Here is a 12,543-nt window from a genome sequence, read left to right as displayed (position 1 = left end):
CTCACTCCGATGCTCCGAGAATTCCGACAATGCCAAAATCGACAAAAATCATCATTTTGAATTTCCCAATCTTCTCCGCGCCTCCGTGGTGAGGTTTGGCTTTTTGAAATCCCGATCATCCATTCAGTCCAGCCACTTTTTTCTCAGCGTCCACTTCAAGAGGTTTCACCGGCAAAAAGACCCGCTGCTCCGTCGCCGGACACAGATTTTGATAATCACACCAGCGGCAATGCGATCCCGGCTTGGGATCGAACTTGCCCAGCCGGATACCCTCCGCCGCCTCTTCTATCTTGTCGCGCGCCGAATCCAATTGTTTCGTTGTCCGGCTGGAAACCGCCAGACTGTTGTCCTGCACGTTCACCAACACCAGTTCCCGCGGCAACAAATCCATCTGCGCCACCGCCATGGCGTAAATCGATAGCTGCAAGCTCTCATCGGCGAACTTGCGTTCTTTCGGCGCTCCGGTCTTGTAATCGATCACCCGCACTACGCCTTCTTCAAGCAGGTCAATGCGGTCAATGCGTCCCTTGATCTCCCTTTCACCCAGCTTGAAGCTGAACTTGTGCTCCGTGGCAATCACGTTTGCCGATCCTCTGGGACTGGCCAGCAGCAGCGTGCGCAGCTGGTCTATTCCGCGCTCTTCATATATCTTCCGCTGGATCGGATCGTCAATGTAGCCCTTGCCGAATTCAACCTTGAACGCCTTAATCGCGTCTTCAACACTGAGCTCTTTGACGTGCGCCGCTGGATCGTAATAATTCTTCAGCACCGTGTGGATGGCAAAGCCATACTGCATGGCCGCCGCAGCGTCGCCGGGAATTTTCCAGTCGCGCTCCAGCTTGAACTTCATGGGGCAGGTCGCATAGCTCTGCACAGCGTTCGCGCTGAGTGCGATATCCGGCGCGAAAGCCGGCGGCAACAGCATCCAGCGTCCCAGGGGCGAAGGATCCAGCGGCAACGTGGCTGGCATTGCGCCATTGCTAGTGCGCGTGGTCAGCGCGGCAGTCAGCCTCCTGTCGCCTATCAATGGACGCAAAAATCCTGGAGGCGTTGGATCCTTCTTGCCCTTTCCCGGACGCGACCCAATGCTCAGCCGGTCGCGCGCCCGCGTGATGGCAACATAAAAGAGCCTGCGCTCTTCCTGGTCATGCACCAGCTTGCCTTCACCCACGGCAATAGAGCTGCGCAACGCCGGAGGAAACTCAAACAGCCCTTCCTTGAAATATGTAGGGAATGCCCCCGAAGTGACTCGGAGAAGCCAAACATGCGAAAACTCCAGCCCTTTGGCGGCGTGCACGCTCATCAACTGCACCGCGCCAGGATTGCGGCGCTCCAGCTCCGCCATCTGCTCTTCCGTGAACAACGGAATAATTCCCCGGCCCTTCTGGTAGTAATCCAGATATTGCAGGAACTCCGGCAGCGCCGAGTTCTTGACGAACGCCTTTTTCTCCCACGCCGCGGCAAAGCGCAGGATCGCCTGAACGACCGCATCCTGTTCCGGCAATCCAAACTGCCGGACAAGATAGGCCAGCGCGCCCTTCGCGCTTAGCTCCTGCTCTCGGATAAACGCGCGCGCTTCCTTAATCGCCTCCAGCACCGGCGCTGCCGACTCCAGCGTGTGTAGCACCGCTTTAAAACCTTTCTGTCCGGCGACTGCGCTCAGTTTCTTTCGCAACTCATCGGCAGCAACTTTGAACTTTGGCAGTGCGCACACACGGAACAGGCTGTCCGCATCATTGTCATTCCCCACGGCCCCCGCCAGGGCCAGCACGTCACGCGCCATGGCCGTTTCCAGCACGTTGAGACCGATCACGATAAACGGAATATCGCGCGCCGCCAGCTCCGCCATTAAATCTTCCCGCTGCATATGCTGGCGGTACAGCACCGCCATAGAGCAGTCGCCCGGCCTGCGATTCCGTCGCAGTTGCTCAATCTCCTCACCAATGAGCGCGGCCTCGCCCTCATGGCAGTCCGTAAGAACGACCTCAACCGGCTCGTCGAATGCGAACCGGCCTTCCTGCTGGTCACGGCGGTCTCGTCCTGACTCAAGCTGCGCACGCTGAAACTTCACCCGTTCGCCCAGTGATTGCACCGGCGGGTTCTCATTGATGGCAGAAAAAGCCACGCGCAAAATATTTCCGCGCGACCGCTGGTTCTCATCCAGCACTACGCCTTCAGTCAGGGGAAAACGCTTTTGAAATTCTTCAAACGCCGCACTCGAAGCTCCACGGAAGCGATAGATGGCCTGGTCCGGATCGCCTACAGCAAAAATGTTCTGCTCTTCGCCCGCAAGAAGCTGCGCCAGAATGATGTTGCTGGAATTACAGTCCTGAAACTCATCGATCAGAATGAACCGTGCCTTGCGACGTTCGCGCTCCAGCAATGCGGGGTTGGATTCCAACAGCTGCACAGCATTGCGAATCATCATGCCGAACGTGCCTAGATTGTCGCGCTCCAGGAGCCGCATGGAGTTCATATAAACACGCGCAATCTCCTGCCAGCGCTCAACAATTTCCTGCTCACCTACATTTTCCACGTCTTTCGAGCGGCAGTTGCGCGGCAGGTCGCTTCCGGGACGCAAACCATTGACGTATTGCTGGAACTGGTCAGGCCCCACCAACTCTTCATGGCAGCGATCAAAGAAATTTTTCAGGTCTTCAAGAAACTGGCCCAGATCGGCGGGCTTGATGAAACGCTTCAGCCCCAACTGGTCGATGCGCTGCCGCAAGAACACGTAAACGTCTTCAGGCAGCAACAAGTTGAAATCCTTCCCTGCTCGCTTGAGCACGCCAAGACAATAAGCATGGAACGTTCCCGCAAAAATGGATGTCTTGCGGCGCAGCCGCTTTTCCACGCGGGCTTTCAATTCATCGGCAGCATTGTCAGTAAATGTGATGGCCAGAATCTCTTCCGGCTTGGCGTGGCCCTGCTCAATCAGCCAGGCAATGCGCTCCACCAGCACCGTGGTCTTGCCCGTGCCCGCACCAGCGAGCACCAGCATGGGGCCAACAGTATGCTCGATGGCCTGTCTCTGCTTCGAATTAGGAGTAAAAGTCGTCACCGTAAAGCGAGTTGCTTCTATTATGCGAATCCAAGGCGAAGCCAGCAATGGCTAAATTCACTTAGGCTGAGGAAAAGTGGGTTTCTATTATGGATCATTTCTGAAGGCAGGCTCTGGATCGGACCAAAACGAAGTAAAACTAAGCGGGTTCCAGCTCCGCCATCGCTACTGCCACTGCAGCGATTGCGGCGGTCTCCGCGCGCAGGATCGTGTGTCCCAACGATGCAGGCTTCCATCCCGCTGCATTAAAAAGCTCTAACTCCGTCTCCGCCCATCCGCCTTCCGGCCCAAACGCCAAAGCCAACGGAGGCTTGCAACCGGCAAGAACATTTTTGAGTGAAACATGCTCTTCCACTTCTGAAAGCACGATCCGGCTTCCCTGCTCTTGCGCAATCGCTTTCTTCAGCGCCATAGGCTCGGCGATCTCCGGCGGCGCAATCCGTCGCGCCTGCTGTGACGCTTCGCGGGCAATCTTGCGCCAGCGCTCCACGCGCTTGGAGGCCGCTTTGGCCAGATGCTCTTCTGTCCGCTGAGCGACCATAGGAACAACGTGGCTGACGCCCAGCTCAGTCAGTTTTTCCAGCGCCCACTCCATGTGATCGAATTTAAAAATGGAAAGATAGACCGTGACTTGCGGCAACGCGGCGCTTTCAACTTCCGCGCCTAGCTCAAACTCAACTTGGTCGTGCGAAGCAAAGGCCACTTTCGCGGAACGGAGCACGCCATCGGCTGCAACATCGAACTCCTGGCCCACTTTTACGCGGAGAACGCGAAAGAGATGGTTGGCGTTGGGGCCCAGCAGAAAAGCGCGGTCGCCTTCTACTCGGTCGGCAATCCAGCGCCTGCGGGTCATACTTTTTTTAGCATCACGTAAGAGCCCGCAGCCAGCCCCAGATAGAGGATTCCCATCAGGCGGCTCTGGAAGACCAACGCTTCCAGCGTGGGAAACTGCGCCTGGAAATAAGCTTCAGCAGCGCTGAGGATCGAGAACACTGTGCCGATGACAATCCAGCTCTGGTGTCCCCAGGGAAGAAAGTAGATTCCGCCAAAGACCACACCAACGGCCAGAAAGAGTAGGCTGCGCATCTTGGCTTTGGAAATTGCATTTGCGGCCTTGAAGCGTTCCAGTTGCAACTCGGCAAAGCGGCGCGGCAGCAGCAGACGGATCAAGCCGGCTAGGCCTGCCACTACCACCACGAACCAAATGTAGTATTTACCCAAAGATGTCTTTCACCTTTTCAAACAGGCTGCGCGGCTCCGGCTTGTTGTCGATATTGAACGTATCGCCCAGTTCGGCCATCAACTCGCGCTGGCGTTTGGTGAGCTTGCGGGGCGTTTCCACCCGGACTTTAACGTACATGTCACCCTTGCCGGAACTCTGCAGCGCCGGAACACCTTTACCACGAACGCGGAACGTCGTCCCCGATTGCGTTCCTTCCTGGATCTTCAGCTTGTGCTCGCCGCCATCCAGAGTTGGGATGACAATTTCCGCTCCCATGGCCGCCTGGCTGAATGAAATTGGTATGGAACAATGCAAGTCCTTGCCTTCACGCTCAAAGAACGGATGCGGCTTTACCTCAAGCACCACATAGAGATCGCCCGCCGGGCCGCCATTGGGGCCAACATCGCCCTGTTCCTGGTAGCGAATGCGAGTGCCATCTTCCACGCCTGCCGGTACGCTCACGTCGATCGCATGTTCCTTCATCACGCGGCTTTCACCCTTGCACTTGCCGCAGGGATCGGTTATTACGCGCCCGTGTCCATGGCAGGTTGGGCATGGCCGAGCAATGCTGAACATAGCTTGCTGATAGCGCACCTGGCCGCGGCCAGCGCATGTTTGGCAGGTGGTTGGCCCCTTCGATCCTGCTGAGCCGGTGCCTTTGCATTGCTCACAAGCTTCATAGCGGCGAACCTTCGCCTGGGTCTTCTTGCCGAAAGCAGCTTCCTCAAACGTCAGCGTGATATCTGCACGCGCATCGCCGCCGCGCTGCACACGGGTGCGACCGCCGCGGCCGCCGCCCACATTCACGCCAAAGAAATCGCTGAATATGTCGCCGAAAATGTCGCTTACGTCGGCGAAGTTGGAACCGTCAAACCCGCCAAAACCGCCGCCATTCACAGCCGCATGGCCATACTGGTCATAGCGGGCGCGCTTATCCGCATCCATCAGCACGCTGTAGGCTTCAGAGCATTCCTTGAATTTTTCTTCCGCCTCAGCGTTCCCCGGATTGCGGTCCGGATGCCACTGCATGGCCAGCTTGCGGTATGAGCTTTTGATCTCCTGCTCAGTGGCCGTGCGGCTCACGCTCAGTATTTCGTAATAATCGCGTTTTGCTTGCGTCGCCAAAAAATTACCTCAATGTTGATACAGAAAGGGAGTCAAACAGGGACCGAATCCCCGACATAATGATTCAGGAAATTACCACAAAGACTCTTAGTGCTTACCAATCAACGGATCACCCGATCCGCGATCAACCGGTTTTCTTCGCCACCCTTACCATCGCCGGACGCAGCAACCGTCCCTTGATTCGATAGCCCGGCTGCAACTCTTCCAACACATGATGATCTGGCGCGTCATTGGTTTCAACCATCTCAATGGCCTCATGCACCCGAGGATCAAACGGCTCGCCCTGGGCCGGAACGCGCTCGATATTCAATTTTTGCAGCACGTCCTGAAGCTGCTTGAAGATCAACTCCACTCCCTTGCGCAGATCTTCCGGCTTGGCGGCAGCGTTTTTGAGCGCCAGCGTAAAGCTATCGACCACCGGCAGCAGCACGCGGGCAGCATCGGACACAGCGTAATCGCGGTATTCGGCATTTTCTTTTGCCGCACGCTTGCGATAATTATCAAACTCAGCCTGCAATCGCGCCAGCCGTTCAAACAGATCATTGCGCTCCGCGCGCAGCTTCTCCAACTCGCCGCCGGCGGTCGCGACGGAACCCTGAGGATTGCCGCCGGAAATGCCTTTTTCCTCGAACCCGTCCGTAGGCTCAGCCGCAGGAAGTTCTTTTTCCAAAGTCTGATTTTGTTCGTCTTGCAACTGCGTATCTTTCACTTGTTCTTCTTTCAACCGGTCTTCCAGGCTGACATCAGCCTGGCCGTTGCCCTTGCTCATTACTGCACCTGGTCTTTTGATTGGAATTTTCACGTGTTCTCATTCAGCAGCTTGTCAAAAAGCTGAGCGATGTAAGAAACCGCCGTGATGGTATGTTGATAATCCATGCGGGTTGGACCTATGACGGCCAGCGATCCGCGCATCTCTTCGCCTACACGGGCAGGCGCGCCGATCAGAACAAAGTTGCGCATCTCCGGCACCGCTTCTTCCAGGCCGATCACCACGCGCACGGCCTCCTGGCGCGTATCCAGATAGGCGGAAAGCAGATCTGCCACGCGTTCTTTCTCTTCCAGTGTCTTAACCAGATCACGCAGCCGAAGGCGGTCCTGGTCATTACCCACAAGGTTCGCTACACCCTCTACAAAGATGTTCTTGGCCGGCTCTTCGGCTGCCAGCGCTCCGCTTTTATCCAGTTCGTCCAGGCTCTTCATCAGCCGGTCATACTCGGATCGTTCATGGTCAATCCGGCGGCGCAGCTCCGCTTTTACGTTGCTGATGATCCAGCCGCGGAAATTCTCATTGATGTAATTGGCCGCTGTGTTCAGGTCACTCTGGTCCAGATCGCGCTCCAGCCGCATCATGCGGTCATGCACCACGCCTGACTTGGTGACGACGACGGCCAGCACGCGATTGTTGCCCTGACGCGAGAAATAAACATGCTCCAGCGCGTTCTTTGGCCCGGCGTTCCCGATTGCGACTCCAACTCCACTCGACACCAGCGATAAAACGTGCGATGTCCGTTCCAGAAACTCCTGCACGTCCACCGTACCCTGTAACGTGTCTGAAATCAGCGTCTGGTCAGCCGCGGAGATCGTCGCCTTGCCGGAAATCTGGTCCACGTAATACCTGTAAGCCTGCGATGTCGGCACGCGTCCTGCCGAAGTGTGTGGCTGCTCCAGGAATCCGCTGTCAGCCAAGTCTGCCATTACGTTGCGGATCGTCGCGGGACTGAGGCCATCTTTATTGTGGCGTGAAAGCGTGCGCGATCCTACCGGCTCACCCGTGGAGATATACGTCTCCACGATAGCGGTGAGAATTTCCCGCTCACGAGGGCCGATTTGTCCTGGGTTTGGCATACCACTGGCTTGCTAAGGGTTTTATTTACAATAACTTGACAGAAATTTTGTGAACTCCTGCTAGTTAGATTTTAAGGATATTAGTGGACTATTGTCAAGGTAGCAGTTCGACAGGTAGAGTGCTAAGAAGCGGCTCTTGGCCATTGGCTTTTGGCTCTTAGCTTGAACCTTTGCCAGTCAACACTTTGCGCCCGCATCACGAGCAAAGCAAACCCCACAGGTCATCGACCACTTCATGCGGTTTGGAGCGAAGCGACTAAATCAAAGAACTACGAGACAAAGCCAAAGGCCAAGAGCTAACAGCCAAGAGCCAGGCGGCTTCGCCGCCTACTGCACCTGAATCACATCCCCTGGCGCGGCGCTGCTCTTGACCTCAGCCAGGCGCATCAGCACCCGTTTGGCGAAATCGTAGAGAGACTTGGCGTGAGGATCATTCTCCCCTGCCAGTGCCGGAGGCTGGCCCGCGTCGCCGCCTTTGCGGATCTCAGGATCAAGCTCAATCGATCCCAGAAATGGCACGCCGAACTCCTTCGCCGTCCGCTCCACGCCTCCCTTGGAGAAGATATCGATTTCCTGATGGCAATGCGGGCAGAGGAAGTGGCTCATGTTCTCCACCAGCCCGAGTACGTCGACCCGCGCGGTGCGGAACATCTCAATAGCCTTGCGTCCGTCCTGCAGCGACACATCCGACGGCGTCGATACCACCACGGCGCCGCTGAGCGGAACCGTCTGGAACAGCGAGATCACCACGTCGCCGGTGCCAGGAGGCAGGTCCACCACTAGGTAATCCAACTCGCCCCACACCACCTGCTGCAGAAACTGCCTGATGATCTGGTGCAACATGGGGCCGCGCCATACGATTGGCTTGTCGCCGGGATTCAGAAATCCCACGGAGATGATCTTGACCCCATAATTCTGCAGAGGCTCGATCAGGTTCTCATTCAGCACGCGCGGCTGCTGGCTGGTATGCATCATCAGCGGCACGTTGGGACCGTAAACGTCGGCGTCCAGCAAGCCGGTCTTATAGCCCATTTTGGCCAGTGCCACGGCCAGATTTACGGCGATGGTGGTCTTCCCCACGCCGCCCTTGCCTGATCCGACTGCGATGATGTTGCTGACTCCCGGCAGCGGGAATGGTCCCTGCTGCTGGGCTCCGTGCTGATGTCCGTGAGCCATAGGTATCTCTTGATTATACGGGAACGGCGACAGATGAGTTTTATAGGCGCGAATTGCCTAGTTCCAACCTGAACAGCCGCTACAACGAGCAGAAGACCACCATCATCACCACCAATTTTCCTGATGTGCCCTCCACGCGGATGACCAGGGATGACACGGATTACAAATTCAAAATGGTTCTATTGAACTTTTTTGATCCGTGTAAATCAGTGTCATCAGTGTTATCTGTGGTGAGGTTTGGGTTTTTTGTGCAAAGCCAGAACGAATGCCTGTTGCGGACTAGCTCTTCACTGCATTCTTCCGGCCCAGTTCCCATTTCCTTAGCTCTCTACGCCGGCCCGCATCTTCATAGCGTCTTTTTTCTTCGGCCGTTTCCGGCGCTACCTCGGGCACGGATTTGTGTTTGCCGTGTGCATCCACGGCAACGAATGTCAGATACGCTGACGCTACATGCTGCGTGGTCCCGGCAATATAGTTTTCCACCCAGCACTTTACGCCGATCTCCATGGACGTATTGAATGCGCGGTTGACTGAAGATTTCAAAATCAGCAAATCGCCGATGTGCACTGGCCGTCGAAAATCAATGTGGTCTATGGATGCCGTAACCACGTGACTGTGCGAGTGCCTGTGCGCCGCCAGCGCTCCCGCAATGTCAATGAAGTGCATGAGCCTTCCGCCAAGCAGGTTGCCCAGCGGATTGGCGTCGTTCGGCAGAACCACTTCCGCCATCTGAGATTGTGATTCACTTACGGCCCGCGGCGGCACGATATGAATTGGTGTGTCGTGGCCATCATTCGAATGCATATTGCCATTTTCGCATGAAGGCTTTAGCTATCGCGCCATGGCGGAGATTTGTTCTCTGACGAGAGAATAGAAAGCAACCAGCAAGCCATTATCCCTGACGACCGCCGCGCATCAGCTATTGCTTTGACGTCCGTGGCCGCCGCTCCAGATAAACCTCTACAAAGCATTCGGCCTGGCGTTGCAGGCAGGGGTCGCGCATGGGCGCCAGCCAGCGCTGCGACTGGCAATCATATTCAAGCCGCCCATACTCTACCGGCTGGTGAAAGCGCTCGCTTACAAAGTGCAGAATGATCCGCGATTCTTCGTCGCGTGCCACGGCAAACCGGACATTATCGGCACAACGATTGGCGGGCAGGTGAGGACAGCCGCTGGCATAGCCCATGTTGCAGAACTCGCGCAGTTCAACTTTTGAAGGAGTAAATTCCTCAACTCCGGCGCGACAGGTTCCCGCAAATCCAGCGCCTAAGGGCAACCGGGCAGGAAAAGGCCAGCCTATGGATATTCTTTCGGTCGGAAAAAAAAAGGGACAAGCCACAACAGCCCAATCCTAACCGCATACACTCCACGAGTAAAGAAAAACCTGAGCAGTTTCTCTGTGCACAGAGCTCGGTGCAACTGCCTGTTCAACCGTATGATTCATCAGAATATGTTAGATTTCTTCAATGACTGAGCCAAGCCGCCTGCAAATGCTTGCACAATTTCTGGAACAGAATCCCGGCGACGCTTTTGCTCGCTATGGCCTGGCCATGGAATATTCCAAAGCCGGGCAGACGGAACAGGCGCTCGCCGAGTTCACAAAGCTCCTGGAACTCCATCCTGACTATACGAACGGCTATTTCATGGCTGCGCAAGCCCTGGAGCGTAACGGCCGCACCGCTGAAGCTAAGAAAATGCTGGAAAGCGGCGTGGAAGCCGCAAAGCGCACCGGGAACAAACATGCTTTATCAGAGATGGCGGGGATGTTGGAAGAGCTGAATTGATCCTCTGAAATCCCGAGCAGAGTGAGGGATCGCTATCGATGAATATGAGCTTCGTCGCAAGTTGACGCGAATAATTCAGAAGTTTGAAGCCGATTCGTGTTAATTCGCGGCCACAAATTCTTAGCTCAGCGTTGCCCTCGTGACATTCGGGATTCAAGAACTATCGTTCCGACCGCTTCAACCATTCTTGGATTCCTACCCAGGTAAAGACGATCAGATATGGCGCTCCACCATATCAAGCGTGATTGGCAGCCACCACGCTTTGTTCAACCAAGGCAATGGGCTTATCAAACAACCTGCTGCGCCCAGGCATGCACCCACAATAGAGATTGTTGCTGCTGGGTTCTTGCGCCTCATCCACGAGCAAACCGTAATCTTATTGAAGACCATCACGCCCGCTGCCAGGGCAAACAGCAGGCACGCGATCAACCAGCGCAAATGCAATCCCATCTCACACAGAGAACGCGCAAACTCGGATTTCTTGTTCTGTAAATTGGCGAAACGTGACTCGCTCGCCTTTGAGGGATGTTGAAAGAACTGAAAGCTGGCTATTCGCGAATCGATAAGCAGGTTTGGCTAGCTGCTAATTGCCAACTGCTAATTGCTTTTCTTCGCCGCTTCCGCCATTACCTGTGAAGTGGGTTTCAATCTTTTGCGGATCATCCGCTCCACCGCGCCCGGCGACGTTTGATACAGCTTAATGAACCATTTGTAGAACTTCGGCACAATCACTTCTCTCTTGCGCTTGAGCAGGCCCTGCAAGGTGGCCTCCGCTACCACATCGGGCGTAACGGCATATTTCACTGACGATCCCACACGCTCAGAGTGCTTGCCCTTGGTCATGTTCTTTACAAAGTTGGTGGCAATATAGCCTGGGCTAACCGTGAGTACGTTGATGTTGTGCCGCAGCAGTTCCATGCGTCCGGCTTTACCGATGGCGTTCATGGCGTGCTTGGTGGCAGCATAACCGGACATATACGGCGTGGCGATATGACCGGACACCGACGAAATATTCACAATGTCGCCACCGCCCTGCTGCCGCATGAGCGGAATCACGGCCTGCATGCACTCAACCGCGCCAAACAGGTTGGTATCAAACATCCGCCGGAACTCCGCCATGTCCATGTCGGCCACAGCGTCATTCAATCCAAAGCCGGCATTGTTCACAAAAATATCGATGCGCCCGAACTTTGCGACTGCGGCTTTCACCAACGCGTCCACCTGATCGCGCTTGCTCACGTCACACGCGATACTCAGCGTATTCGCGCCGCCAATGCGCTGCTCCGCCGCCTTAGTCCGCGCCAGATCACGCGAACTCAGCACCACCTTGGCGCCCTCCTGCAGGAACAACTTTGCAATCGCCTCACCAATCCCCATGGAAGCGCCAGTGATAACAGCTACTTTGCCTTCAAGTTTCATGCCAGCTTTGTAGTTTGTAAAAAGCTTTAAGTCAAGCGTTCAGCACTCAGCCCCCGAGAGCATAGTAGTCCCAACAGAAACCAAACCTTTGAAACGCAGAGGAACAGAGGAACCGGAGGGCATTAGAACCAAAAGTTTTATTTTCCTTGGTTCCTCCGCTTCCTCCTTTCCTCCGTGTTTCAAGGTTTTCGCGGCGAAGTCGAAAATATTTCAGGGCTGAATGCTGAGTACTGACTGCTGAATGCTGACTTGCCGACTGTGCTATAGAATGAACTTCGTGCCTCTGCTTCCGCTGTTTCCGCTTGAGATCGTTATCTTTCCCGGCGCGCCGCTGCCGCTGCATATCTTTGAGCCTCGCTACAAAGAGATGATCGGCGAATGCCTGTCAGAGAAACGTCCGTTTGGCATGGTGCGGGCGAAGGAAAACGCGCTTTCAGCCATCGGCTGCTCCGCCAGGATTATCAACGTAATCAAGAAATATGAAGACGGCCGCATGGACATCTCCGCTGAAGGCGCACAGCGCTTTGAGATCATCCAAGTAAACCAGGAGCGCACTTTCCTTCAGGCTGAAGTCGCTTTTTTTGACGATGAGCCTTCAATCGTAAGCAAGACCGCCGCGGACACTGTTATCCAGTTGCACGAGCAGCTTTTTGCCGTGATGGGCCAGACAATTGAGGTTGAGCGGGATGCAGCCTATCTCTCTTTCCGTCTGGCGCAGGATTTGCCGGTGGACCTGGACTTTAAGCAGACCCTGCTGGAAATGAAATCCGAATCCGAACGGATAGAGATACTCACGGAGTACTACCAGGCAACAATTCCCAAAATAGAAAACAGCCTGCGCGTGCGCCAGCGGGCCAGCGGCAATGGGCATGTGCATTAGCATTTAACGTTTTCCGCACCGCGGCCACCTT

The 12,543-nt window shown here is 55.4% G+C and carries 12 protein-coding genes; 2 read left to right on the top strand and 10 right to left on the bottom strand.

Features of this window, described 5'->3' with window-relative positions; translation table 11 throughout:
• Window positions 1-115: 115 nt before the first annotated feature.
• From LAO76_06860 to LAO76_06820, 9 genes are all read right to left on the bottom strand, one after another.
• On the bottom strand, window positions 116-3,061 hold the full coding sequence (locus tag LAO76_06860; protein MBZ5490635.1) for an ATP-dependent helicase: 2,946 nt from the start codon (window positions 3,059-3,061) through the stop codon (window positions 116-118).
• A gap of 139 nt (window positions 3,062-3,200) precedes the next feature.
• Window positions 3,201-3,914: a 16S rRNA (uracil(1498)-N(3))-methyltransferase gene (locus LAO76_06855; GenBank protein MBZ5490634.1), complete on the bottom strand. Its 714-nt coding sequence runs from the start codon at window positions 3,912-3,914 to the stop codon at window positions 3,201-3,203.
• Window positions 3,911-4,282, bottom strand: a complete 372-nt coding sequence (locus LAO76_06850; GenBank protein ID MBZ5490633.1) for a hypothetical protein — start codon at window positions 4,280-4,282, stop codon at window positions 3,911-3,913. The genes LAO76_06855 and LAO76_06850 overlap by 4 nt, the downstream gene beginning before the upstream one ends.
• The gene (gene dnaJ / locus LAO76_06845) at window positions 4,275-5,408 is read right to left on the bottom strand and encodes a molecular chaperone DnaJ (protein ID MBZ5490632.1); all 1,134 of its coding nucleotides are present in this window, start codon (window positions 5,406-5,408) and stop codon (window positions 4,275-4,277) included. The genes LAO76_06850 and dnaJ overlap by 8 nt, the downstream gene beginning before the upstream one ends.
• Window positions 5,409-5,532: 124 nt before the next feature.
• Window positions 5,533-6,177: a nucleotide exchange factor GrpE gene (grpE, locus tag LAO76_06840; GenBank protein ID MBZ5490631.1), complete on the bottom strand. Its 645-nt coding sequence runs from the start codon at window positions 6,175-6,177 to the stop codon at window positions 5,533-5,535.
• A 29-nt stretch (window positions 6,178-6,206) separates the two neighbouring features.
• Window positions 6,207-7,253 (bottom strand): heat-inducible transcriptional repressor HrcA, encoded by a 1,047-nt coding sequence (gene hrcA, locus LAO76_06835; protein ID MBZ5490630.1) that lies wholly within the window; start codon window positions 7,251-7,253, stop codon window positions 6,207-6,209.
• Window positions 7,254-7,580: 327 nt separating this feature from the next.
• Window positions 7,581-8,429: an Mrp/NBP35 family ATP-binding protein gene (locus LAO76_06830; protein MBZ5490629.1), complete on the bottom strand. Its 849-nt coding sequence runs from the start codon at window positions 8,427-8,429 to the stop codon at window positions 7,581-7,583.
• A 279-nt stretch (window positions 8,430-8,708) separates the two neighbouring features.
• Entirely contained in the window at window positions 8,709-9,233 is a 525-nt protein-coding gene (locus LAO76_06825; protein MBZ5490628.1) for an acyl-CoA thioesterase, read from the bottom strand.
• Between the two features lie 115 nt (window positions 9,234-9,348).
• The gene (locus LAO76_06820) at window positions 9,349-9,705 is read right to left on the bottom strand and encodes a hypothetical protein (GenBank protein ID MBZ5490627.1); all 357 of its coding nucleotides are present in this window, start codon (window positions 9,703-9,705) and stop codon (window positions 9,349-9,351) included.
• Window positions 9,706-9,895: 190 nt separating this feature from the next.
• Here LAO76_06820 and LAO76_06815 point away from each other — a divergent pair, with 190 nt between their 5' ends.
• Window positions 9,896-10,213, top strand: coding sequence for a tetratricopeptide repeat protein (locus LAO76_06815; GenBank protein MBZ5490626.1), 318 nt, complete (start codon window positions 9,896-9,898; stop codon window positions 10,211-10,213).
• A 597-nt stretch (window positions 10,214-10,810) separates the two neighbouring features.
• Here LAO76_06815 and LAO76_06810 read toward each other — a convergent pair.
• Window positions 10,811-11,632 (bottom strand): SDR family NAD(P)-dependent oxidoreductase, encoded by an 822-nt coding sequence (locus tag LAO76_06810; GenBank protein ID MBZ5490625.1) that lies wholly within the window; start codon window positions 11,630-11,632, stop codon window positions 10,811-10,813.
• A 268-nt stretch (window positions 11,633-11,900) separates the two neighbouring features.
• Here LAO76_06810 and LAO76_06805 point away from each other — a divergent pair, with 268 nt between their 5' ends.
• Window positions 11,901-12,512, top strand: coding sequence for an LON peptidase substrate-binding domain-containing protein (locus tag LAO76_06805; protein MBZ5490624.1), 612 nt, complete (start codon window positions 11,901-11,903; stop codon window positions 12,510-12,512).
• Window positions 12,513-12,543 lie beyond the last annotated feature (31 nt).

Source organism: Terriglobia bacterium (genome assembly GCA_020072645.1).
Classification (GTDB): Bacteria; Acidobacteriota; Terriglobia; order Terriglobales; family Acidobacteriaceae; genus Angelobacter.
The sequence above is the reverse complement of the archived record's forward strand: the minus strand, read 5'-3'. Positions and strand labels throughout refer to the sequence as shown.